The organism is Segatella copri (assembly GCF_026015625.1).
Classification (GTDB): domain Bacteria; phylum Bacteroidota; class Bacteroidia; order Bacteroidales; family Bacteroidaceae; genus Prevotella; species Prevotella copri_H.
In genome coordinates this window covers 1,504,351-1,530,139 of sequence record NZ_JAPDVG010000001.1, presented here as the reverse complement: position 1 = coordinate 1,530,139, position 25,789 = coordinate 1,504,351, and the positions used below count along the sequence as shown (strand labels likewise).

Sequence of the window (25,789 nt, the reverse complement as noted above, 5' to 3'; positions counted from 1 at the left end):
GCGGTAACTCGATTTTTAAGGCAGTTACCGCCCCATTTCAAGCATGTTTTGTTCTTTTGTACAGTCGCAGAACTTAGATAATCACCGCCGTTCCGCTGCATGTTACCATCAGCATGGAACCGCTGTTGCCTACGGTTTCGTAATCCAGGTCGATGCCCACGATGGCGTTGCAGCCCAGGGATGCGGCACGGTCGGCCATCTCTCTGAGGGCTGTATCCTTAGCCTCGCGGAGGGTGCTTTCGTAAGAACCGCTTCTGCCGCCGATTACATCACGGACACTGGCAAAGAAATCCTTTACAAAGTTGGTACCGATGATGGTTTCGCCGGTCACTACGCCACGGTATTCACGGATAGGGTGGCCTTCTATGGTTGGAGTGGTACTCAAAATCATTGTCTTTTCCTTTCTTTTTTATGTTATTATCAATGTTATTTATGGCTTAGACGATAAAAGTAGTGAAAAGGTTGCAGAAAATCCAAAAATAATTGTTACTTTTGCATCTGAAATATAAATATATATAGGTTATATGAACAAGAGATTGATGTTTTCGGCAGCACTCGTGATGGCGCTGCTTTCGGCAAACGCTCAGAAAAGGGCGTTTACCATCGAGGATTTGTACAGGGTGAAGGGCGTATCTTCGGTGAGCCTTTCGCCTGATGGTAAGACGGTTTGCTATACCGCCAGTTCTTCGGACCTGAAGAACCAGAAGTCTGGCTCCGACATCTACATCATGAATGCGGATGGCTCTCACACCAAGGCTCTTACCGAGGATGGAAAGAGCAGTTCTGCCGTATGGAGCAAGGATGGAAAGAGTATCTTCTTCACTAATTATGAGAAAGGGACGGCTCAGATCTTTCGCATGGATCTGACTACCTGCGAGACGGAACAGGTAACTGATTATGAGTTGGGTATCGGTAGTCCTGTCATCTCTCCGGATGAGCGATACATTGCCTTTACCGCAGAAGTATATCCCGACCTGGGAGCTGATGCCAAGGCTAACAAGGCACGGATGGAGAAAAAGGAGCAGGGACCTGTACAGGCGCATATCGCCGACAAGTTGCTCTACCGTCATTGGACGAGCTATAATGATGGCAGATGCAATCACCTTATCCTTTTCGATACACAGACGAAGACTTACAAGGATCTGACTCCGGGCAATTATTCGCTGATATTCGTGGTTGGGGGTGGAATCACCTATCAATTCTCTCCTGACAGCAAGGAGATCTGTTTCGTATCCAATCATGATGAGCATCAGGAGGCTAGCACCAATGCCGACCTGTGGACGGTATCTGTGAATGGGGGAGAACCGGTCTGCATCACGAAGGAGAACAAGGCTTGGGATGGTACTCCAGCCTATTCGCCTGACGGCAAGTATATCGCTTACCGCTTGCAGCAAGTACCTGGTTATGAGTCTGATCGCTTCCGTCTTGCTATCTACGACCGGGCTGCAAAGAAGTCTACCATCCTGACAGAGAAGTTTGACAACTGGGTAGATGATTACAAATGGGCTCCCGACAGCAAGAGTATCTTCTTCCTCGGTCAGGTACAGGGCGCTGAGCCGCTCTACAAGCTCGATATAGCCAGAAAAACCATCTCGCCGGTATTGACGGGCAAGGCCATCTCGGAGTTTGATTTCGATAATAAGGGTATGGTATATTATACCTATAGCACGACAGGCAAGCCATCGGCTCTCTATCGCCAGCAGATGAAGAAGTGGAATGGAACTCCTGTAGCAAGCGGCAAGGAACAGCAGATTACCTTCCTCAACCAGCAGTTGGAGGATGAGGTGGATATCCGTCCATCTGAGAGTATCTGGGTAGATGGCGCTGGTGGCGACAAGGTACAGGTATTCATCGTGAAGCCACACAACTTTGATGCCAGCAAGAAATATCCGCTTATCATCAATGTGCATGGCGGACCACAGATGCAGTGGATGAATTCCTTCCGTGGCGACTGGCAGGTTTATCCTGCTGCCGGTTATGTGGTGGCTTATCCTAATCCTCACGGTTCTACGGGATATGGTCAGGCCTTTACCCGTGCCATTTCCGGTGACTGGGGTGGAAAGGTATTTGAGGATGTGATGAAGGTTACCGATAAATTGGCAACCCTGGAATATGTTGACTCCACGAGGATGGGAGCGATGGGATGGTCGTATGGCGGTTATATGATGAACTGGCTGCAGGGACATACCAAGCGATTCAAGTGTCTGGCTTCCATGATGGGCGTATATGACTTGCGCTCTATGTGGGGCAGTACTGAGGAAGTATGGTTTCCTAACTTTGAGTTAGAGGGACAGCCTTATAATTCCGATCTCTACGAGAAGTGGTCACCATCCTCATACATCAAGAACTTCTCAACACCAACCCTCGTGATGACGGGCGAACTGGACTATCGTGTACCGTATACCCAGAGTTTGCAATATTTTACAGCTTTGCAGACCCTGAACATTCCTTCGCGACTGATAGTCTTGAAGTATGATGGTCACTGGCCAAGCAACCTGAAGTCGATGCCGCTCTATTACAATGCGCACCTTGACTGGTTCCATCGTTATCTCGGCGGTGCTCCTGCACCTTGGGATACAGAGAAGATGGTGAATAATGAGATAGAGTACTAAAATGCCCTATATATAATAAGGTGTAGAAAAACAAAATAAAAAAGCTCCATTCGCAATCCGATGCGAATGGAGCTTTTTTCTGATAATTAAAAACTTACTTTGTTTCCTGTTCTTCCTGCATATCCAGATACTGGTTGTCCTTGTCGTAGAATTCGTACTGGAGGAATGCCAGTTTCTGTGAAGGAATCACATTGAAGCCGAAACCATACTTAAACTGCCATCTGCGCTTCAGGGAAATGAAGCCCTTGTTGATGAAGGCAGCCACATAAGGATTCACATACAAAGTGAATTTCTTGACGCCGATCTTGTTGACTAGGCGGTCGATTTTTCTTTCCAACTGGTCGGTGAAGAGGATGCTAGACTTAATCTTGCCCGTACCGAAACAGGTAGGGCAGGTTTCATCTACATTCACATCCATAGCCGGACGTACACGCTGGCGTGTAATCTGCATCAGTCCGAACTTGCTCAATGGCAGGATGTTGTGCTTGGCACGGTCCTTCTGCATGTTCTTACACATGCGCTCATAGAGCAACTGTCGGTCTTCGGCAAGATTCATGTCGATGAAGTCGACAACAATGATACCTCCCATATCTCGGAGGCGCAATTGTCTAGCCAACTCATCAGCAGCGCCGAGGTTAACATCCAGTGCATTTGCTTCCTGACCTTTCTCACGAGTTCTGTTACCACTGTTTACATCGACAACGTGCAAGGCCTCGGTGTGCTCGATGATGAGATAAGCACCATGCTTGTAGTTAACAACACGACCAAAGCCAGCTTTAATCTGCTTGGTAATGCTGAAATTGTCGAAGATAGGCACCTTACCGGTGTAGAGCTTAACTATGCCCGCCTTTTCAGGGGCTATTAGAGAAACATAGTTCTTCACCTCTTTCATCACATCTTCGTTGTTCACGTAGATGTTCTCGTAAGATGGGTTAAACAAGTCACGCAAGAGAGCAACGGCTCTTCCGGTCTCCTCGAATGCAAGTTGCGGGCGCTGCTGGGTCTTCTGTACCTTGGCGATAGCATCCTCCCATCGCTTCACCAGGACTTTCAGCTCAGCATCGAGCTCAGCGACCTTCTTACCCTCAGCCACAGTGCGGACGATAACGCCGCAATTCTTTGGTTTGATGCTGTGAATGAGTTGTTTGAGTCGGGAGCGTTCTTCACCGCTTTTAATTTTCGACGAGACAGAAACTTTATCACCGAATGGCATGAGTACCAGGTATCGGCCCGCGAATGAAATTTCGCCTGTGAGTCGAGGTCCCTTGGTAGAGATTGGTTCCTTTACGATTTGTACCAGCACTTCCTGTCCTGCTTTGAGTACATTCTGTATGCTGCCGTCCTTTTCCAATTCAGGCATTTTGCTGGCTTTAGAGAATGGGAAAAGTTTCTTTCTGTCGCTCTGTACTTGTTTAAGGTACTTCTGGTAGGAATTAAAATGACTTCCTAGGTCAAGATAATGAAGAAAGGCGTCGCGTTCATACCCTACATCCACGAAGCAGGCGTTAAGACCCGGCATCAGTTTTTTTACCTTTGCGATGTAGATGTTGCCCACAGAGAACGATGCCTCACGAGGTTCGTTCTGGTATTCCACCAGCTGCTTGTCCTCCATGAGTGCGATAGAGATGTCTTTCTGTTGGACATCAATTACAACTTCGCTTGTCATATCTTCAATAATCTTTTAACTTTAAATTAATACAAAAAAAGGGTATGTCATTCCATATCAGAACTGACACACCCCCTCAGTCACGAACTGACCGAGAGCTATAGTAGACTAGCTACAATGCTAGCTTACTTGCTCTTATGTCTGTTCTTACGTAATCTTTTTTTACGCTTGTGAGTAGCCATCTTGTGGCCCTTCTTTTTCTTTCCGTTTGGCATGATTTTAAAATTTTAAAATATTGTTATTATAAAAAATGATATTTCTCTCTTTCTGTCCAGCAGTATTACTGAGCGTTCTGCATCTCCTCGATGAAGCTCTTTGATGGCTTGAAGCTTGGTAAGTCGTGAGCAGGAATGGTGATGGTTGTATTCTTAGAGATGTTGCGGGCAGTCTTAGCAGCACGATGCTTGATGTTGAAGCTGCCGAAGCCACGCAAGTATACATTGTCCTTCTTTTCGATGAGGCACTTCTTAACCTCTTCCATAAAAGCCTCTACTACAGTACCTACTTCTTTCTTAGGCATACCAGTAGCGATAGCTACCTCATTAATGATATCTGCTTTGGTCATTTCTTTATTTTTTACTAATTTTACTTGTTATTCTTTATTTCGGTGTGCAAAGATACAAGTTTTTTATGATATAACAAAATACTTAAGGCTTTTTTTGCAAAAATAATGCTCTAAGTATTTGCATATAAGGTTTTTATTGCGTATTTTTGCACCAAAATAGAGAAATTATGAGATTTAAGAGATATTTTTTGGCTTTGATGATGGTTGCCTTTCATGCATTGGCGTTGAAGGCTGGGGAGGTCTGGACGGCGAAAAATGTACCGATTCCTTTCCTCAGGGATTCTACGCAATATGTTTCCGACCCGGATGGATATGTTGATAAGGCTCAGAAGGATTCTGCCAATTTCTATCTTCAGAAACTGAAGTTGGAGTGTGGCGTACAGAATGTGCTCATCATTGTGGGAAAGGTTGACAACCAGGATGCCTTTCGGATGGCGCAGGATGTGGGCAACCAATATGGTATCGGTTACAAGAAGAGCCGGAGAGGACTGGTTATCGTCATCGCGGTGGAGGACCATAAGTACTTTATTGCTCCAGGAAGTGGACTGGAGGGTGAGTTGACCGATGTGGACTGCGATGATATTGCCCGAGCTTGCATCGTGAAGTATATGCGCGAAGGCAATCCGGGCGAGGCAGTAGCATCTGTAAGCCGTGCTATATATAATAAGGTGAAAAGTGGACGGACGGGAATTGCGGATGTTGATGAAGGTTCGGTTAATGACGAAGAGGACTGGTTCCTGGTCATTATCCTGTTTCTTATCTTCTTCGGTATTCCTATCTATCTGTTTATCAGGTATATTCTGGAGATGCTCGGTATTGTGAAGCCAAGACCGAAGAGCAATCAGAGAAACCAGTCTCGTAGGAGAAACAACGATGATGACTGGATACCTCCTTTCTTTATGGGAGGTGGCGGTTCTTCCGGCGGCGGTTTCTCGGGCGGTTCTTTTGGCGGAGGTACCTTTAGCGGAGGTGGCTCTGGCGGAGGATGGTGATGACTGATTATAGTTAATAGTTTATAGTAAATAATTAATTAATAATAATGACAATGGAACAGACAATGAATTCAAACATGCAACCGGCAAAGAGAGGTATAAAGAAAAGCTGGATTATTCTGGGCATCGTAGTTGTGCTGGTACTATGGATGTTCAGTGGTTATAACGGATTGGTAGAGAAACAGGAGTTGGCTACCACAGAGTTGGCTAATGTTCAGACTCAGTATCAGCGTCGTGCTGATATGATGCCACAGTTGGCAAAGATAGTAAAGGCTTATGCCAAGCATGAGAAAGAAACCTTTGCCGAGGTGACCAAGGCTCGTGCTGCTGTTGGTCAGGTAAAGCTGGATGCCAATAATCTTACTGAGGCTAGCCTGAAGAAATATGCTGCTGCACAGGGCGAGTTGGCGAATGCATTCTCCAAACTGATGGTAGTAGCCGAGAAATATCCTGAGTTGAAAGCCAGCGAGAACTTCAAGGCTCTTCAGGTTCAGGAAGAGGGTACGGAAAACCGTATCAGCGAGGCACGCCGCAAGTATAATGAAGCCGTCCAGAACTATAACCAGACGGTTAGAAAAATGCCAAGTGCCCTTATCGCCGGCCTCTTCAATTTCGATGTGATGCCTAAGTTTGAGGCAGCAGCAGGAGCTGAGAAGGCGCCAGACTTGGATATCTAATTTAGAATTGATCATTAAAAATCCTGTTTTTCAACGGGATTAATAGATTTGTTATCTAGTCAATGGGAACGAGAAGTGTCCCATTGGCTAGATTTTCTGTTTTATGCGCTTTCAATTTGAAAGTAACTCAATATTTTATATATATTTTGTATTTCAGATGTTTTTTATTTCAGAAATTCTTTGTATCTTTGCACGCAATTTAAGAAATATGGTAGAAATACCGCAAACATTGAAATTTCAATAAGGTAAATTACAAATATGAAACAAACAAAGATTGTCGCTTCCATCAGTGATCGTAGATGTGATCAGGATTTTATCCGAAAACTGTTTTTCGCCGGTATGAACGTTGTTCGTATGAATACTGCTCATGCCACAGAAGAGGGTATACGCACCATCGTAAAGAATGTAAGAGCCGTGTCTCCACATATTGGTATTATGATTGATACCAAAGGTCCTGAGGTGCGAACTACAGGTGTGAAGGAACCTATCCACTACAATGTTGGTGATGTAGTGAAAATCTTTGGACGTCCGGAAATGGAGTCTTCTCATGATATTGTGAATGTGAGCTATCCTGACATCGCAGCCGATGTTAAGGTAGGTGATGATTTGCTCTTCGATGATGGTGAACTCGATATGAAGATTATCGACAACCAGGGGCCTATGCTGGTTGCCGAGGTTCAGAACGAGGGAGTGCTCGGGGCTCACAAGAGCGTGAATGTGCCGGGAGAACATATCGACCTGCCTGCACTGACAGAGAAAGACCGCCGAAATATTGAACTCGCTATCGAGTTGGATATTGATTTCATCGCTCACTCTTTTGTGCGCAATGCAGCCGATGTGAAGGCAGTTCAGGATATCTTGGACGCTCACAACAGTGATATCAAGATTATCTCTAAGATTGAAAATCAGGAAGGTGTTGATAATATTGACGAGATTATTGATGCCTGCTATGGTATCATGGTTGCCCGTGGTGACCTGGGTATCGAGGTGCCAATCGAGAGAATTCCAGGCATCCAGCGCCGCATCATCTCTAAGTGTGTGAAGGCGCAGAAACCGGTAATCGTAGCAACACAGATGTTGCATACCATGATTAAGAATCCACGTCCTACTCGTGCTGAGGTAACTGATATTGCCAATGCTATCTTCTATCGCACCGATGCGCTGATGCTTTCTGGTGAAACAGCAAGCGGAAAGTATCCTGTAGAGGCTGTGCAGACCATGGCCCGTATTGCTGAGCAGGCAGAGAAGGATAAGTCTCCACTGAATGATATTGATCCAATGGAAGATGGTAAGATTGACCAGAAACTCTTCCTGGCTCATGCTGCCATTGAGGCTACTAAGAAGTTGGGTGTTGCCGGTATCATCACTGATGGTGAAACCGGTCAGACTGCACGCGACCTGGCAGCCTTCCGTGGTCCAAATCCGGTATTGGCAATCTGCTATAAGGAGAAACTCCAGCGCTGGTTGAATCTGAGCTATGGTATTATTCCAATTCATCAGAAGGATCAGGTTTCTACCAAGGCTATGTTTACCGCAGCGGTACGTATGCTTCGCCAGAAAGGCTATTTAGGTGAGGAGGATAAGATTGCTTATCTGAGCGGTAGCTTTGGAGAGGGTGGAGGCACAACCTTCGTTGAGATTAATAAAGTGAAGAAGATTTTCGATAACAGTTATAGCTTTAATTTGCCATCAAATGGCATCGAAGATAAGTAAAAAAGGCTATTATTTCAAAAAAAAATAGACGTAAATAGAATTATTGGTGCAAAAATTTGCAGTATTCAAAAAAATACCGTAATTTTGCACCAATATTTTAAAACGAAAATTTTAGAAAATGAAGAAACTCGTTAGTTCAGTTTTAGTCGCTTTGACTATGCTCTTAGTACTTGGCAGTTGTGGAAGTACTAAGAATGTAGCTTATTTCCAAAATGCAGATTCTATCAGCTTGGCTGCTTCAAGAATGCTTTATGAAGCCAAGATTATGCCTAAGGACGAACTTACAATTACAGTAATTACAACAGATCCAAAGGCTGCCATGCCTTTCAACCTCTCTGTCTCTCAAACATTGGGTACAGGCGGACAGCTGAGTTATGGTAGTGGTTCCCTGCAAGGATATCTGGTTGATAATGATGGTAATATTGAGTTTCCTGTTGTTGGAACCTTGCATGTAGGTGGTTTGACCAAGAAGCAGGCTGAAGATCTCATCAAGAATAAGGTGAAGCCTTATCTGGCAGAAAAAGAAAATCCTATTGTTACGGTTCGCATGGGCAGTTACCATGTATCTGTATTAGGTGAAGTAGAAAAGCCAGGAATTATTTATGCTCCACAGGAGAAGATGAGTATTCTTGAAGCTTTGGCACAGTGTGGCGACTTAACTATCTATGGTAAGCGTGACAATGTATTATTGATTCGTCAGGATGCAGCAGGAGAGAAGCATACTTATCGTATGAACTTGAATGATGCAAATATTATTAATTCACCATTCTATTATCTGCAGCAGAATGATATTATCTATGTAGAACCAAATAAGGTGAAAGCTCAAAACTCATCTATCGGTTCATCTACTACATTGTGGTTCTCTGCCGTTGGAACATTGATTTCTATTGCATCATTGATTGTCAATATCTTGCGATAGCAGGTAATAGAAGGGAGTACAATTAGGATACTACAAAAATAATAATATATATATGTGTGGCATTGTAGGATATTTAGGTAAGGGTGAGGCTTATCCTGCTCTTATCAAAGGTTTAAAGCGTTTGGAATATCGTGGATACGATAGTGCAGGCGTGGCTCTTATCAGTAATGATGGTGCTTTGAACGTTTACAAGGCAAAGGGTAAGGTGGCAGATCTTGAAGCGTTCTGCTCTGATAAGGATATTTCGGGACATGTGGGTATTGCTCATACTCGTTGGGCTACCCATGGAGAGCCTTCAGCTGTAAATGCTCACCCGCATTATTCCTCTAGCAAGAACCTTGCCATGATTCATAATGGAATCATTGAAAACTATGCCGATATCAAGAAGAATCTCATTGCTAAGGGAGTAGAGTTTAAGAGCGAGACGGATACTGAGGTTCTCGTTCAGCTGATTGAATATATTCAGATAAAGAAAAATCTCGACTTGCTGACTGCCGTTCAGGTGGCTCTCCGTCAGGTAATCGGAGCCTACGCTATCGCTATTCTTGATAAGCGTAACCCTAATCAGATCATTGCTGCCCGTAAGCAGAGTCCGTTGGTTGTAGGTATCGGAAAGGATGGTGAGTTTTATCTCGGTTCTGATGCCAGTCCTATCATTGAATATACAGATAAGGTGGTTTATCTGGAGGATGGTAACATCGCTGTGATGCGCCTCGGTGAGGAATTGCAGGTGGTGAACATCCAGAACGTTAAACTCAACCCTGAAGTACAGACCGTAGACATTGATCTCGGTCAGATAGAGAAGGGCGGTTTCCCTCACTTTATGTTGAAGGAAATTTTTGAGCAGCCAGAGTGCCTTCGTAACTGTATGCGTGGCCGTGTAGTTAGCCGCACAGTGGAAACTCGCGTAATGACTGATGGCGACGATACAACCAGCAAGAAGGAGACTGAGATGGGTGTCGTGCTCAGCTCTATTACCGACCATCGCCAGCAGCTTCTCAATGCCAAGCGAATCATCATCGTGGCTTGTGGTACATCATGGCATGCCGGACTTATCGGCAAGCAGATGATAGAGAACTATTGCCGCATCCCTGTGGAAGTGGAATATGCATCTGAATTCCGTTACCGTAATCCTGTGGTAACGAAGGATGATGTGGTCATAGCCATTTCCCAGAGTGGTGAAACCGCTGATACCCTGGCTGCCATCAAGCTTGCCAAGGAGAGCGGTGCGTTTATCTATGGTATCTGTAACTCCATCGGTTCTTCCATCGCACGAGAGACAGATACAGGTACCTATATTCACGTAGGTCCGGAGATTGGTGTTGCCTCTACCAAGGCTTTCACTGGTCAGGTTACCGTCCTTATCCTCCTGGCACTTGCCATCGGTAAGGAGAGGGGAACCATCAGCGAAAATGAATATCAGAAGATTACAGAACAGCTTTGGAACATTCCTGCCAAGATGAAGGAAGTGTTGAAGCTCAACAATAAGATAGCTGACTTGAGCCGTACGTTTACATACGCTCGCAATTTCATCTATCTGGGCCGTGGATTCCAGTATCCTGTGGCCCTTGAGGGTGCATTGAAGTTGAAGGAGATTAGCTACATCCACGCTGAGGGTTATCCTGCAGCGGAGATGAAGCATGGTCCTATCGCATTGATTGACAGCGATATGCCAGTGGTAGTTATTGCTACCCACAACTTCATGTACGAGAAGGTCTTGTCTAATATCCAGGAGATTAAAGCCCGTCAGGGTCGTGTTATTGCTATTGTCAGCAATGGCGATGAAACCATTTCCAAGATTGCCGATGAAGTGATTGAACTCCCTGAGACCTTGGAGTGCCTGGAGCCATTATTGGCTACCATTCCTTTGCAGCTCTTGGCTTACCATGTAGCTGTATGTAAGGGCAAGGACGTTGACCAACCTAGAAACTTGGCCAAGTCAGTTACTGTAGAATAATATATAAAGGGATTCGTCATTTCTTGACGTTTCCCTTTTTTTGGAGGGGGATCCCTCGGATAAGTATATTCAAATTTAACTAAATAAGATAAGGATAATAGAGAGATGGAACCATTGAAACATGAGTGTGGTGTAGCAATGATCAGATTGCTCAAGCCACTGGAGTATTACCAGCAGAAGTATGGTACTTGGATGTACGCACTCAACAAACTCTATCTGATGATGGAGAAGCAGCACAACCGTGGCCAGGAAGGTGCTGGTATGGCTTGTGTCAAACTGGGCGGTAAGCCTGGTCATGAGTATATGTTCCGTGAGCGTGCAGAGGGCAAGAATGCCGTGACCGAAATCTTCGGCAAGGCGAATGCCAACTTCAAGAGCCTGACTCCCGAGCAGCTTGCTGATGCAAAGTTCGCTAAAGAGGAACTGCCTTTCGCAGGCGAACTTTATATGGGACACCTGCGCTACAGTACCACTGGAAAGAGTGGCATTCAGTATGTGCACCCATTCCTGCGACGTAACAACTGGAAGGCGAAGAACCTCTGCCTTTGTGGTAACTTCAACATGACCAACGTAGATGAAATCTTCGAGGAACTTACCAAGCAGGGCCAGAGTCCTCGCATCTACAGCGACACCTACATCATGCTTGAACTGATGGGCCACCGTCTGGACAGAGAGGTGGAGCGCAACTTCGTAGCTGCAAAGGCGATGGAGATGCAGAATACCGATATCACCAACTATATAGAAGACCACGTGAAGATGAGCAATGTACTCAAGACCACGATGAAGAACTTTGATGGCGGTTATGTGGTTTGCGGTATCACCGGTTCGGGTGAAATGTTCTCTATGCGCGACCCTTGGGGCATCCGTCCTGCGTTCTATTACAAGAACGATGAAATCGTGGTAGTAGCCAGCGAGCGCCCTGTACTCCAGACCACCTTCGACCTGGAGGCAGAGGAAGTGCAGGAACTGATGCCGGGCACGGCGCTTCTCGTGAAGAAAAACGGCGAGTGTACCATCGAGCGCATCATGGAGCAGAAGGGCGATTCAGCCTGCTCATTCGAGCGCATCTACTTCAGTCGTGGTTCCGACAAGGATATCTATAAGGAGCGTAAGCAGTTGGGCGAGCAGTTGACCCAGCCTATCCTGAAGGCTGTGGATTATGATGTAGACCACACCGTGTTCAGCTATATCCCGAACACTGCCGAGGTGGCTTACTATGGCATGTTGAGCGGTTTCAAGAAGTATCTTAATGAGACCAAGATTGAGCAGATTGCCAACCTCGACCATGTTCCATCAAAAGAAGAATTATACGAAATCCTCGGCGACTTTGTCCGCTCAGAGAAGATAGCATGGAAGGATATCAAACTCCGTACCTTCATCACTGAGGGCAACAGTCGTAACGACCTGGCGAGCCATGTGTATGATGTAACCTACGGAAGCATCGAGCCGAATGTGGATAATCTTGTCATTATCGATGATAGTATCGTGCGTGGTACTACCCTGAAGGAGAGTATTCTCCGCATCCTCGACCGTCTGCATCCTAAGAAGATTGTAGTGGTTTCCAGTGCCCCTCAGATCCGATATCCGGATTACTACGGCATCGATATGGCAAGACTGGAAGAGTTCTGCGTGTTCCGTGCTGCCATCCAGCTCTTGAAAGAGCGCAAGATGGAAGACCTTATCGAGCAGACCTATGAGGCTTGTAAGGCAGAATTGGCAAAGCCAAAGGAGGAGCAGATCAATCCGGTACGCTCCATCTACAAGCCATTCAGCACCGAGGAAATCAACGAGAAGATTGTTGAGATGCTTCGCCCAGAGGGCATGACCACTCCTATCCAGCTTGTATTCCAGAGCATCGAGGGCTTGCGCGAGGCGATTCCAAACCACAAGGGCGACTGGTATTTCACCGGTCATTATCCAACCCCAGGCGGCACGAAGCTCTGCAACCAGTCGTTTGTAAACTACATCGAAAACGTTTATCATAAATAAGTGAATAGAGAAGAACGAAGAGTGAAGAATTCATTTGCTCTTATAAGTATGAAATAAAAGAATCAAATGTCAGATATGAAAAAAGTAACCTTAGTTTTGAGCGATGGAACCAAGTTCCATGGCAAATCTTTTGGATATGACGCTCCTGTAGCGGGCGAGGTTGTGTTCAACACAGCCATGATGGGATATCCAGAGAGTTTGACCGACCCTTCTTACGCCGGTCAGTTGATGACACTTACATTCCCTCTCGTGGGCAACTATGGTGTGCCACCATTTACTTTTGAGGAGAATGGTTTGCCAACCTTCATGGAGAGTGACAAGATTTATGCTTCTGCCATCATCGTGAATGATTACAGCGAGCAGTACAGCCACTGGAATGCAGTGGAGAGTCTTGCCGACTGGTTGAAGCGCGAAAAGGTGCCAGGAATCACAGGCATCGACACCCGTGAGTTGACTAAGGTGCTTCGTGAACATGGTGTGATGATGGGTAAGATTCTCTTTGATGATGAACCAGACAACATCCCTGAGGCTAACTACGAGGGTGTAAACTTCGTTGACCAGGTAAGCTGCAAGGAAATTATCCGTTATAACGAGGGTGCCGGCAAGAAGGTGGTTCTCGTTGACTGCGGTGTGAAGGCAAACATCATCCGTTGCCTCATCAACAGAGGCGTAGAGGTGATCCGTGTGCCATGGAATTACGATTACACCGATATGGACTTCGACGGATTGTTCCTGGCCAATGGTCCTGGCGACCCAGATATGTGCGAGGATGCAGTAAACATTATTCGCAAGCAGATTAGCCAGAGCCGCAAGCCTATCTGCGGTATCTGTATGGGTAACCAGTTGCTTTCTAAGGCAGCCGGTGCTACTATCTACAAGTTGAAGTATGGTCACCGTTCACACAACCAGCCAGTGCGCATGGTAGGAACCAACAATTGCTATATCACCTCTCAGAACCACGGTTATGCCGTTGATGCCAAGACATTGGGCAACGATTGGGAGGAGCTCTTTGTAAATATGAATGATGGCTCTAACGAGGGTATCCGCCACAGGGTGAACCCTTGGTTCTCAAGCCAGTTCCACCCAGAGGCTTGCTCAGGCCCTGTGGATACAGAGTTCATGTTTGATAAGTTTGTAGAAACACTTAAATAATTAGGAAAATAATGAAAGACGAAAATATAAAGAAGGTGCTCCTCTTAGGTTCTGGAGCCTTGAAGATCGGTGAAGCAGGTGAGTTCGACTACTCAGGTTCGCAGGCCCTGAAGGCATTGCGCGAGGAAGGTATCGAGACTGTGCTCATCAACCCGAATATCGCAACCGTACAGACATCAGAAGGTGTTGCCGACCAGATTTACTTCCTGCCAGTGCAGCCATACTTCGTAGAGCGTGTTATCCAGAAGGAAAATCCAGACGGTATCCTCCTCAGCTTCGGTGGTCAGACAGCCCTCAACTGTGGTGTAGAACTCTATCGCCAGGGCATCCTGGAGAAATATAATGTCAAGGTATTGGGTACTCCAGTTCAGGCTATCATGGACACTGAGGACCGTGAGCTCTTCGTAGAGAAGTTGGATGAAATCAATGTGAAGACCATCAAGAGTGAGGCTTGCGAGAACATCGAGCAGACCCGCAAGGCTGCTGCAGAGCTCGGCTATCCTGTCATCATCCGTGCTGCTTACGCCTTGGGTGGTCTCGGTTCCGGTTTCGCAGACAACGAGGAGGAGCTGAACAAACTCGCAGAGAAGGCCTTCTCATTCTCTCCACAGGTATTGGTAGAGAAGAGCTTGAAGGGCTGGAAAGAGATAGAGTATGAGGTGGTTCGCGACCGTTACGACAACTGTATCACAGTTTGTAACATGGAGAACTTCGACCCACTGGGAATCCATACTGGTGAGAGTATCGTCATCGCTCCATCTCAGACCCTGAGCAATTCTGAGTATCATAAGCTCCGTGCCCTCGCCATCAAGATTATCCGTCACATCGGAATCGTGGGTGAGTGTAACGTGCAGTATGCCTTCGACCCTAAGAGCGAGGATTATCGTGTAATCGAGGTGAATGCCCGTTTGAGCCGTTCTTCAGCCTTGGCATCTAAGGCTACTGGTTATCCTCTTGCCTTCGTTGCAGCCAAGCTCGGTATGGGCTACGGTCTGTTCGAGTTGAAGAACTCTGTAACCAAGACCACATCTGCCTTCTTCGAGCCAGCATTGGACTACGTGGTATGTAAGATTCCACGTTGGGACTTGTCTAAGTTCCGTGGCGTAGATAAGGAGTTGGGTTCATCTATGAAGTCAGTAGGTGAGGTAATGGCCATCGGCCGCAACTTCGAGGAGGCCATCCAGAAGGGTCTTCGTATGATTGGTCAGGGCATGCATGGTTTCGTAGAGAATAAGGAACTTGAAATCGATGATATCGATGCAGCTTTGCGCGAGCCAACAGATAAGCGTGTGTTCGTGATTTCAAAGGCAATGCACAAGGGCTATACCGTAGATCAGATTCACGACTTGACCAAGATTGACAAGTGGTTCCTTGAAAAGTTGAAGCACATCATCGACATCGACGAGGCGATGAAGAAGTGCAACATCAATACACTTGACCAGGATTTGCTCCGCACCGCTAAGGTTTACGGCTTTACCGACTTCCAGGTAGCCCGTGCCGTGGGCTTGGAGCAGGAGTTGGGCAACATGCACAAGGCAGCCCTCCTGGTTCGCAACAAGCGCAAGAGCTATGGCATCCTGCCTGTAGTAAAGCAGATTGATACCCTGGCTGCAGAGTATCCTGCTCAGACCAACTACCTCTATGTAACCTACGCAGGCGTGAAGAGCGACATCACCTTCGAGAACGACCACCGTTCTATCATCGTACTCGGTTCGGGTGCTTACCGCATCGGTTCTTCCGTGGAGTTCGACTGGTGTGGCGTTCAGGCATTGAACACCATCCGCAAGGAAGGCTGGCGCTCAGTGATGATCAACTACAACCCAGAGACCGTATCTACCGACTACGATATGTGCGACCGTCTCTACTTCGACGAGTTGACCTTCGAGCGTGTGATGGATATCATCGAGATGGAGCAGCCTCATGGCGTCATCGTATCTACCGGTGGTCAGATTCCAAACAACCTGGCTATGCACCTCGATGCACAGAACGTGCCAATCCTGGGTACTGCTGCCAAGGACATCGATAACGCTGAGGACCGTGCCAAGTTCTCTCAGATGTTGACCAACAACGGCATCAACCAGCCAGAGTGGAGCGCCCTGACCTCTATGGAGGACATCGACAACTTCATCGAGCGTGTAGGCTTCCCTGTATTGGTTCGTCCTAGCTATGTGCTTTCGGGTGCTGCGATGAACGTATGTTCTAACGAGGATGAGCTGAAGCGATTCCTGCAGTTGGCTGCCAATGTAAGTGAGGATCACCCAGTGGTAGTAAGTAAGTTTATCGAACATGCCAAGGAGATTGAGATGGATGCAGTGGCAAAGAATGGCGAGGTGATTGCCTATGCGATTTCCGAGCACATCGAGTTTGCCGGTGTTCACTCAGGCGATGCTACCATCCAGTTCCCTCCTCAGAAGTTGTATGTTGAGACAGTTCGTCGTGTAAAGCGAGTTGGTCGTCAGATTGCCAAGGAGTTGCACATCAACGGTCCGTTCAACATCCAGTTCATGGCTCGTGACAATGATATTCTCGTTATCGAGTGTAACCTTCGTGCCAGCCGTTCGTTCCCATTCGTAAGCAAGGTATTGAAGATCAACCTCATCGAGTTGGCTACCCGCGTAATGCTCGGTTTGCCTGTAGAGAAGCCACACAAGAACCTCTTCGATCTCGACTATGTAGGTATCAAGGCTTCTCAGTTCAGCTTCAACCGTCTGCAGAAGGCGGACCCTGTATTGGGTGTGGACATGAGCAGTACCGGTGAGGTAGGTTGCTTGGGCGACGATACATCTACCGCACTTCTGAAGAGTATGCTTTCTGTGGGTCATCGCATTCCAGCCAAGAACATCCTGCTTTCTACAGGTTCTGCCAAGCAGAAGGTAGATTTGCTCGATGCTGCCCAGATGCTGGTTAAGCATGGTTACAAGCTGTATGCAACCGGTGGTAGTAGCAAGTTCCTCACCGAGAATGGCATTGAGAACACCCGTGTGCTCTGGCCATCAGAGGAGGCAGAAGGCGGTGCGCCTAAGGCTTTGGAGATGCTCCACAACCATGAGATTGATATGGTAGTGAATATTCCAAAGAACTTGACCAGCAGCGAGTTGAGCAATGGTTACAAGATTCGTCGTGCAGCCATCGACCTGAACGTGCCATTGATTACCAACAGCCGTTTGGCGAGTGCATTCATCTATGCATTCTGCACCACCAAGCTGGAGGATATCGACATCAAGGCTTGGGGCGAGTATAAATAATGTTTAGTGATTATTTATTAGTGATTAAGAATTGACAGTTAAGTCATTCTTGACGATTCCCAATAGAAAAATACCTGCTGTAGGAAAGGCTTCCTATGGCAGGGATTTTTTATTTTTTTGTATGACTATTTTTGCACATATCCTCAGCTACCATCATGGCTACATTTTGCGTATTCGTAAATTTGCAGCAAAAACTATAATAATGAAGAGTTATGGAAGAAAAATTATCGACTATATATTTAAGAGATGGACGGAACGCCCTGCAATATGTTATGAGCCTGAGCGAAAAGTACAGGCAGATAGCGACCGAAGCGATATTCGAGTGTTTGAGACTGGGCTATCCACTCAACAATATGGAGATAACAGGCAAGGCAAGACAAATGCAGAGGAAGAGAAATGCCCCTCTATCAATTCAGTTGGGTGGTGTTGAAATCATCCAAAAAAAGATAAAGCGCACTTCCTCCTCTTTCTCCAGTTCCGCCTTCAAGGCTTCGAAGGCGTAGATGGTGAAAGAGGAGGCGATAACATTTAACATTACGAATTACTTCACCCATTCCATCAAGTCGTCGTAGTTGGTTACCTTATGATAGTAGATGCCCGAACCTGAGAGTTGCTCGAAGAGCCTGTCGGCACAGGCTATCTTGCCATCTTCTATGCCTCGCAAATCGAGGGTTGACATGCTGCCCTTGGTTTCGGCTACGAAATAGACATGCTTCACGGCACCATCCTTGAATGCTATCGCCCAGTCGGGAGAATAATTGCCCACAGGGGTAGGAATGTGGAAGCCTTTTGGCAACTTGGCATATACGGCAACGTCGGTACTCGTATCGAGGTCTTCTACAAACTTGCGCTCCACACTCTGCTTTGCCGTTCCATCGGTAAACACATAATCCACGATGCTCTTCCTGCCTTGGTAAGCCTTGTCGAGCGAGGTATGTTTCTCCTCCGTAAAGATGGCCGAATCGTAGCTTCCCTCTATCTCGTTGTAACTGATGTGATCTACGATGATGGTGGCTTTCTGCTCCAGTATCAGGCGGCTTACCCTGCGGATAAACTCTTCCGGATTCATCTTGTACATATTAAACTTTTCTGGCTTAATCTGACTCAGAATCCCGGCGATGGTCTTGCGGGTCAATCGGGTGTTGGCGGCTATCTTGCCCAGCAGGTCATACTTCACGGTGCTTACTACATCCGTTCTCAGGTCATCATGCTGCTTTTCTTCCTGCACCATCATGCTGCCCGCCTTCATGTCGTCATGCTTCAGTTCCGTCTTCTGCACTCCTCGGGTTACCACGTAGCTCAGTCTCGAAACTACCAGTTCCTTGTTGATGGCAGCAATGGCTTTCTCTATCAGTTCCTTGCTTTCGAAGTTCACCGTATAGGCATATTTGTGGTTGATGCGATTCCAGAGTTCCTGGAACTCCTTCTTCGTGAAGTTCTCATTCAGTCTGTTCTCCGGAGTCTGCGGCGTACTTCCGTTTTCTATCATACCGTCAAGGACAGAAGGATTCCATACGCCTTCTATCAGTTTGTGAATCCATTTGCCGTATGGCTTTACTTCATTTGGCAATGTTGCGAGTGTTCCCGATGTTGCGGCAGAGCGGTAAGCTTCGGTTACATGACTTTCGTCATCCACATAACCGTTCTTCACCAGATAGAAATATATCTTCTTGGCTTCTGCCGTTGTGATACTGTGCTTGCTGCCATTCTCAATCGTGAAGGTTTTTCCATCGAAGTAATCGATGTCGGCAACCTTCGGACGGTCGTAGAGATCTTCCGAAATATTCTTCTGCAGGTCGTTTACGAAATCAGCATAGCCCTCAGAGGCAATCACGGTAAGACGGTTAATCTGTTGCACCTGTCCCTGCAGGGTATCGGCATCCTGTCGCACTCCCTTGTTGTCAACGCAGAGTCGCAATCCTCGTCCCACTTCCTGGCGCTTCTGCGAGATGCTGTTAGCCTGTCTGAGCGAACAGATCTGGAAGATGTTCGGATTATCCCAACCTTCTCTCAAGGCAGAGTGGGAGAAGATGAAGCGAACTGGCGAGTAAGTTGGGTCGAGACTCAGTAGTCGTTCTTTATCTTTCATAATCAGGTCGTAAGCCGATACGTCGTCGCTTCCCACTCCCTTCTTCTCATCGCTGTCCTTGATGCGCTTGGTCTTGGGGTCGATGGAGAAATAACCCTCATGGGTCTTGTTGACAGGGATGCAGCTGAGATACTGCATATACTCCGGGTCATACATATTCTGATTCTCCCGTAGTTCTGCCTGGTATTCCTGTTCGAAGATTTCTCCATAACGTCCCAGCAGCGCATTGCCGTCTTCATCATACTGGCGATACTTGGCAACCTCGTCGATGAAGAAAAGGGAGAGGCACTTGATGCCACGATGGAAGAGCGCACTCTCTTTGCGGAAGTGCGCCTTGATGGTTTCCCTTATCTGGATGCGAGCCTTGTGGTCGGCAGTTACGTTGCCGATTACCTCCTTCAGCATCAGACTCTCGCCGTTGCTGAACTTCACCTGGCTTCGGCTTGGCTGACGGGCATCCACCACGATGTCGGTAATCATGAACCCCTTGTATTGCAGCATGTTTCCAGAGGCACTATAGAGGTCGTCGCCTTCGCCCAACTTCTTGTAAATTCGTTTGATGGCTCCCGTAGTGCTCTGCTGTTCTATCTCCAGCCTTACCTGTGGTGCCTTGTCTTTCGAAAGCAGCAACTCTGCAAAATAGATATAGCTATCGGTACCTTTCAGGTTCTTCAGTTCGAAACCTACTACCTCTATCTTCTTCACCAACTTGTGGTTGTAGGCATCAAGTGCATCGAGCACATACACCGTGTTGTGGTGCTCCTTGTGGGTAGCAGAGTAGTTCAATGTGAAAAGCGGATTGAAGGCTTTGAGTGCCGTCTGTGTAGCGGCACCTCCCATCTTCTGTGGTTCATCCAGAATGATGATAGGGTTGTTGGCAGCAAGAACGGCAATCGGCTTTCGGGAACCGAACTCATCACGTTCGGAGTTGATGATGCGTGCCGCCTTGTTCTTGGCTCCTTCCTTCATGGTGTTGAAGGCCTGGGTGTTGATGATCATCACGCTGATGTCGTTGCTCTGCGAGAAGGTGTCGATGTCGTTGAGGCTGCTGCTGTCGTATATGAAGTAGCGAGCCTTCTTGCCGTATTGCTCCATGAAGTGATCTACCGTAATGTCGAAGCTTTTCTTCACTCCCTCTCGGATAGCAATGCTTGGAACCACCACGATAAACTTGGTCCAGCCATACTGTTTGTTCAGTTCGAACATCGTCTTGATATAGACGTAAGTCTTTCCCGTACCGGTTTCCATCTCCACGTCGAGCTGGCAGGCTCCGAGTTTCTGACAGAGTCCTTCATCCTGATGGATGTTGTTCTCGGTCTGAATCTGTCGGATGTTGTCAAAGAGAGCCACCTTATCCATGGCAAGGCGGTTGTTCTTATAGCCCAGGCTATTGCCCGCATCATCGCTATCAGCAAAAACATTGGCTTGAACGAATTTGATGTCATGCTTCTTGCTGTCAACCACATACAGTTTTCCCTTATCCATCCTGTATTCCAGGTTGGCTTGGTTGGGCTGCCCCTTGAAGACGTTGATGACGCTCTCCACGGCATCGGTCTGATATTGTTGTATCTTAAACTTCAGTTTCATAATCGTAATCAGTAAAGCTCTTTTTACTTTTACAAGTTTCAAGTAAACACAGCAAAAATGTTCTTTTTACTTTTTTACCTTTCTAAAGGATTTTGGTGACCTTGTCAGGCGAATATGTTTTAAAGATCTGCTCGAAGTTGGTGGCGGTGGAATCGTCCTTCATGCTGGTGTCACGGAGCACGGCATAGGCTGGCTGCATCTGAGCGATGGATTTTACCACATTGTCGGTTACATCCGGGTCGAAGCAAGCCACAAGGTATCCTTCGGCAACGTTATAGATGGTCTTGCCAGCTACCATTGTCGTTTCTATCTTCGAATCCAGGGTTGCGCCGAGTTCAAGCATTACCTGGAAGAGCAGGTCTTCGCCAGTTCTATCCGGCTTTACATTATCCACCTGCGAGAAGAGGTCGGCTTGCGAAATATCCTTTGGAGAATAGTAGATGTCTTGCATATTGGTGGAATCGAGTTTCAACACACGAAAACCTGTATCGAGGTCTTGGGTGGTTAAAGGAGATTCCTCCTTGATTTTCTTGCCGGCACGACGGATTCGCTCCTTACCGATTTCGCAGATGTTCTTATAGCCTGCCTTGAAAGCTTCGCTCTTCTCTTCGGTCTTCTCAGGGAGCTGCACCATAATGAACTTGCGGTTGCCGCCGTCTTCGGAGTTGAGTTGCATGACGGCATGGGCTGTGGTGGCGGAGCCGCTGAAGAAGTCGAGGATAAGAGCATTCTTATCACAGTTTGCAATCTTCATACATTTACAGATTAGTTGATGAGGCTTTGCATATTCGAAAATCTTACTCTCAAAGTATTCAGCTATAAGCCTACTCCCCTGTGTTGTGTTTAGTTCGGAACTTGGAATGAAGTTTCTGTAAGCTAAACCTCGTTCTGTTGGTCGATTGCAATTATCAACTTTTTGGTATTGTTTAGTGTTTAGAGTCCACGAACCTTTGTTGTTCTTGACAAATTGGATAAAATCATTTTTTACGCCCCATTCATATTTAGCTTTACTCCATCTCCAATTCCAACCACCATCTTGTCTATGATTTTTACCACCAGGCCATAACTCGTTTCCGTCAGGGTCTATAACTGGATAATTTAACGCTTCTGTATAATGCTGGCTTGTCATGCGAAAATCCAGTTTCTTTAGCGTGTATTTTCCTCTTTCTTCTTCATGCTTATCTGTTAACTTATATTTGTCGGAGCTAGTTTCTGCCTCTTCTTTGCCAAAAATGGCAGAGTCTTTAGCTTTAGTATAGACAAGAATATATTCTGTAGCCTTGATAATATATCGTTCGTCAGCACTACCACCACTTTTGGAAACCCAATTGATTTGAGTGATAAAGTTCTGTTCTCCAAATACCTCATCGCAAACCTTTCTGAGGTTCTCCACCTCATTGTCATCAATCGAAATAAATATCACACCATCATCGGTCAGCAAGTCTCTAGCAACCTTCAATCTCGGATAAATCATGTTGAGCCAATCAGTATGGAATCTACCATTGCTTTCGGCATTGGTAAACATACGGTTGCCCTGCTCGTCAAACTGTCCTGAGTTGGCGAGGTATTCTTCTGAAGACTGAGCGAAATCATCTTCATAAACAAAATCGTTTCCGGTATTGTAAGGTGGGTCTATATAGATCATTTTCACCTTGTGGAGATAAGTCTCCTTCAGACATTTGAGAACATCGAGGTTGTCTCCCTCGATATAAAGGTTCTGGGTGTTGTCGAAATCAACGCTGTCTTCACGGCAAGGGCGAAGTGTGGCATTGATAGGAGAGTTGGCTAGGAGAATTGCCTTGCTCTTGTCGGGCCAGGTAAACTGGTAGCGTTCTGCTCTTTCTGATATTACGCTATCAGAAAGATTCTGCTTGAGTTTCTCGAAATCTATGAGGTGCTTTGGCTGGCCGTTTCTTTCATCCACAGTCTCCGTAACGCAGTCGGGAAACAGCTGCGCAATTTTCGTAATGTTGTCCTCGACACCATTACTACTCTGCATTCTTAATTTGTCCATTCGTAGCTCTTTTCATTGTTGGTTACTATATATAAAAAGGTATAGCAACAAACATTGAAGCGAACTCCAACGTCTTTTGCTATAGCTGATGGGTGCGTTTGGAACTAAATCATTATCGGAGTAAAACGGGCAGCGGACAGAAAGATTGGCAGAAAGCCATCCAATGAAAGCCTTGATGAAGTGAAGACAAAGAAGAAGCGTGAGCTTCCCTTATCTACACTTAGGCTTTTGCCGGGCCCGTACCAACGATAAGTTCCGCCCACGCTATAGCGTAGGCGTTTACAGAACTTACTCTTCGTTGGTACTAATACTTTAATTCTGGCAAAATTTAAGTGTATCCGAACAAATTAGTAAACGCAAGTTTATAATCTTACTATGTTATATCTTTCTTTTCTGTTTCTTATATTTCTTACTTTTTAAATTGTTATATATTCAAAATTCCTTGTTGGTCATTATGATGCAACAAGTTTTAAAGGATACCGGAATTTCATCCATAAGGAGTCTATTCGCAACACTATAAGGTTTCCATCCATGCGATAGCATCTTGAGCAGTGCCAAAGCACAGTGTTTCTCCGTTTGTATGTTCTTCTCTCGCTTTGTCAAGCTTCGCTTGCAAAACGGGAGTAATCGCATTAGTTGATGTGCTCATATCCTTTGTTTTAAATTGTTATTTGGGGCAAAGGTAATAAAAAATAATGAGAAATGAGGTGTTCTTGTGAATTTTAACACAGATAATCACAATTATAGTTGTTAAGCAAAAGTTTCCTTCACAAAATTTGTGAATATCGAATTAAAATATTATCTTTGCAGCATCAAAACATTAAGGTTATGATAGTAAATTTCAACGAGGATTATCTGCGTGATCTATATAGATCTGGCAAATCTGATAAAAAGCATCGCTTTCAACCGCAAATAGTTAGAAAGTATATTCGAGTGATAGACCTTATGATATCGGAAGATAACGTTCAAGGTCTATGGAAATATAATTCTCTCAATTATGAACGGTTAGAAGGAAATAAAGAAGGTTTGTCCTCGGTAAGAGTGAATGACCAATATCGAATAGAATTTGAAGAAGAATTTGAGGATGGTCAAACTATTGCAACCATATGTAATATAACTGAATTGTCAAACCATTATAAATAATATAGTTATGAGCAACGATAATAAAACAACAAAGGAAATGCGAGCAAACGAGATGACTCCAGCTTTTCCTACGCATCCAGGGGATGTTCTGAAGGATGAGATAGAATACCGTGGAATCTCTCAGCGCCAGTTGGCGGAGGAAATGGGGATTGCTTATTCTGTCCTGAACGAAATTCTGAATGCTCGTCGCCCAGTAACGGAAAAAACGGCCCTGCTCTTTGAGGCTGCACTTGGAGTGAATGCTGAGCCTTTGTTGAAAATGCAGATGAGATATAATCTGCAATCTACTAAAAGTGATTCTACTTTTATGACGAGATTGGCAAAAGTAAGAAGGGTGGCTGCAGCCTTGTAAAAACAGAAGATATAAATAGTGATAATATAGATTTTGTAACTTGTTGCATTGGCTACTTGTCTCGTTGCTTGGGATAATATAATCAGCAAGTATATCAACGTCTTAAGACTTCTGGTATACTTGCTGATTTGATTTTTTACACAGATAATCATAATGTAAAGAGTCTGATAACTCTATCTTTTATCATAAAATGCCCATTTATAACTCTATCTTTTGTCATAAAACTCCCTTTTATAACTCTATCTTTTAACAAAGTTAACATAAAATAATTGCATATCTCGTTAATAATCAGTATCTTTGTGCATTATCTTTTAAAGAATAAAAAACTAAGAATATGGCTAGAGCAACAGGTTCAATCAATTATTTGGAGCATCGCACGCCCTTGAAGGACGAAAGCGGTAAGTATCAGATACATCCGATGTTCGTGAAACGGGATATCGTTGACAGGGAGAAGATGGAGAAGCGTGTTCGCGATCATTGTGCGATGAACGTTTCGTCCTTTATCTCCGCATTGGAAACGCTAGAGGATGAAACGCTTTATGCCTTGGCTGAAGGCAACGAGGTGAGGGTAGGCGATATGTTTATCGTCAAGCCTAAGCTTGGGATGGTGAAGCATAAGGACAAGAATGGAATCGAATGGAAAAGGACCTATCATGAGGGTGATCTGATTCCAGCCAATGAGGTGGATATCTGCGGCTTGGAAATTCAGCCCACGAAGGAGTTTCTGGAAAGACTGAAGCGCCACTCTAATGGTTGCAGCCGACAGTATTGGAGTGTGAAATCTACTCCAAAAGAGGCGGATAAGGAGTTTGCTGATATTGTAGAGATTTGTCAGCAGCAGGGTTATATCACGGTGAAGGATATGATTCGTGAATTCGGTGTCACCCGCTATCATGCCAATAAGGTGTTGAATGATCTCTGTGAGGAACCGGCTGCCAGAATGTATGCTACCAAGGAAGGTCCTATAACGCTCTATCGTTTGTGGAAGCAGGAGTAACTAAGACGTAGTTGTTGAAACGGCTCTTTAGGTTGACGGAATCGGTTCCTTAACTTGAATGAAGCGTCTCTTCTCGTTGAATTAAGCGTATCCTTAACTTGAATGAAGTGTCTCTTCTCG

Annotated in this window: 17 protein-coding genes and 1 pseudogene; 13 read left to right on the top strand and 5 right to left on the bottom strand. The window is 45.7% G+C overall.

The window, feature by feature from the left end; all coding sequences use genetic code 11:
* Window positions 1–73: 73 nt before the first annotated feature.
* A complete protein-coding gene (locus ONT19_RS06890) occupies window positions 74–391 on the bottom strand; it encodes a heavy metal-binding domain-containing protein (RefSeq protein WP_006847412.1) in 318 nt (105 codons plus the stop codon).
* Between the two features lie 133 nt (window positions 392–524).
* On the opposite strand from ONT19_RS06890, the gene ONT19_RS06885 reads away from it, so the two are divergent.
* Complete coding sequence (locus ONT19_RS06885; RefSeq protein WP_264952858.1) at window positions 525–2,612, top strand: S9 family peptidase; 2,088 nt, start codon at window positions 525–527, stop codon at window positions 2,610–2,612.
* A 94-nt stretch (window positions 2,613–2,706) separates the two neighbouring features.
* Here ONT19_RS06885 and ONT19_RS06880 read toward each other — a convergent pair whose 3' ends face one another.
* Together ONT19_RS06880 and ONT19_RS06875 are read right to left on the bottom strand one after the other, a co-directional pair.
* Window positions 2,707–4,278, bottom strand: coding sequence for an Rne/Rng family ribonuclease (locus tag ONT19_RS06880; RefSeq protein ID WP_217326545.1), 1,572 nt, complete (start codon window positions 4,276–4,278; stop codon window positions 2,707–2,709).
* A gap of 280 nt (window positions 4,279–4,558) precedes the next feature.
* A pseudogene (locus ONT19_RS06875) lies at window positions 4,559–4,855 on the bottom strand (HU family DNA-binding protein); the annotation flags it as partial.
* Between the two features lie 155 nt (window positions 4,856–5,010).
* Between ONT19_RS06875 and ONT19_RS06870 the strand changes: the two are divergent.
* The 9 genes from ONT19_RS06870 (at window position 5,011) to ONT19_RS06830 (ending at window position 17,990) form a co-directional block, all read left to right on the top strand.
* Window positions 5,011–5,835, top strand: a complete 825-nt coding sequence (locus ONT19_RS06870; protein ID WP_218434670.1) for a TPM domain-containing protein — start codon at window positions 5,011–5,013, stop codon at window positions 5,833–5,835.
* Between the two features lie 53 nt (window positions 5,836–5,888).
* A complete protein-coding gene (locus ONT19_RS06865) occupies window positions 5,889–6,512 on the top strand; it encodes a LemA family protein (protein ID WP_022121474.1) in 624 nt (207 codons plus the stop codon).
* Between the two features lie 258 nt (window positions 6,513–6,770).
* On the top strand, window positions 6,771–8,225 hold the full coding sequence (pyk, locus tag ONT19_RS06860) for a pyruvate kinase (RefSeq protein ID WP_022121475.1): 1,455 nt from the start codon (window positions 6,771–6,773) through the stop codon (window positions 8,223–8,225).
* A 118-nt stretch (window positions 8,226–8,343) separates the two neighbouring features.
* The gene (locus ONT19_RS06855; RefSeq protein WP_022121476.1) at window positions 8,344–9,144 is read left to right on the top strand and encodes a polysaccharide biosynthesis/export family protein; all 801 of its coding nucleotides are present in this window, start codon (window positions 8,344–8,346) and stop codon (window positions 9,142–9,144) included.
* 52 nt (window positions 9,145–9,196) lie between these two features.
* Window positions 9,197–11,101 carry a glutamine--fructose-6-phosphate transaminase (isomerizing) gene (gene glmS, locus ONT19_RS06850; protein WP_117692286.1) on the top strand — a complete coding sequence of 635 codons (1,905 nt, stop codon included), beginning with the start codon at window positions 9,197–9,199 and terminating at the stop codon, window positions 11,099–11,101.
* 105 nt (window positions 11,102–11,206) lie between these two features.
* On the top strand, window positions 11,207–13,090 hold the full coding sequence (locus ONT19_RS06845) for an amidophosphoribosyltransferase (RefSeq protein WP_153081196.1): 1,884 nt from the start codon (window positions 11,207–11,209) through the stop codon (window positions 13,088–13,090).
* Between the two features lie 75 nt (window positions 13,091–13,165).
* Window positions 13,166–14,242 carry a glutamine-hydrolyzing carbamoyl-phosphate synthase small subunit gene (gene carA / locus ONT19_RS06840; protein ID WP_264952859.1) on the top strand — a complete coding sequence of 359 codons (1,077 nt, stop codon included), beginning with the start codon at window positions 13,166–13,168 and terminating at the stop codon, window positions 14,240–14,242.
* A gap of 11 nt (window positions 14,243–14,253) precedes the next feature.
* Entirely contained in the window at window positions 14,254–17,487 is a 3,234-nt protein-coding gene (gene carB / locus ONT19_RS06835) for a carbamoyl-phosphate synthase (glutamine-hydrolyzing) large subunit (protein WP_153081195.1), read from the top strand.
* Window positions 17,488–17,699: 212 nt separating this feature from the next.
* On the top strand, window positions 17,700–17,990 hold the full coding sequence (locus ONT19_RS06830; RefSeq protein ID WP_181992672.1) for a hypothetical protein: 291 nt from the start codon (window positions 17,700–17,702) through the stop codon (window positions 17,988–17,990).
* Between the two features lie 38 nt (window positions 17,991–18,028).
* On the opposite strand, the gene ONT19_RS06825 is transcribed toward ONT19_RS06830, so the two are convergent.
* Window positions 18,029–21,163, bottom strand: coding sequence for a type III restriction-modification system endonuclease (locus tag ONT19_RS06825; protein ID WP_264952860.1), 3,135 nt, complete (start codon window positions 21,161–21,163; stop codon window positions 18,029–18,031).
* 82 nt (window positions 21,164–21,245) lie between these two features.
* Window positions 21,246–23,177: a site-specific DNA-methyltransferase gene (locus ONT19_RS06820; RefSeq protein ID WP_264952861.1), complete on the bottom strand. Its 1,932-nt coding sequence runs from the start codon at window positions 23,175–23,177 to the stop codon at window positions 21,246–21,248.
* Window positions 23,178–24,005: 828 nt separating this feature from the next.
* On the opposite strand from ONT19_RS06820, the gene ONT19_RS06815 reads away from it, so the two are divergent.
* The 3 genes from ONT19_RS06815 to ONT19_RS06805 all read left to right on the top strand — a co-directional run bounded on the left by ONT19_RS06815 (window position 24,006) and on the right by ONT19_RS06805 (window position 25,669).
* Window positions 24,006–24,320, top strand: a complete 315-nt coding sequence (locus tag ONT19_RS06815; RefSeq protein ID WP_117727890.1) for a type II toxin-antitoxin system RelE/ParE family toxin — start codon at window positions 24,006–24,008, stop codon at window positions 24,318–24,320.
* 7 nt (window positions 24,321–24,327) lie between these two features.
* Window positions 24,328–24,672 (top strand): HigA family addiction module antitoxin, encoded by a 345-nt coding sequence (locus tag ONT19_RS06810; RefSeq protein WP_264952862.1) that lies wholly within the window; start codon window positions 24,328–24,330, stop codon window positions 24,670–24,672.
* Between the two features lie 334 nt (window positions 24,673–25,006).
* Entirely contained in the window at window positions 25,007–25,669 is a 663-nt protein-coding gene (locus ONT19_RS06805; protein WP_118416736.1) for a hypothetical protein, read from the top strand.
* The last annotated feature ends 120 nt before the right edge of the window (window positions 25,670–25,789 follow it).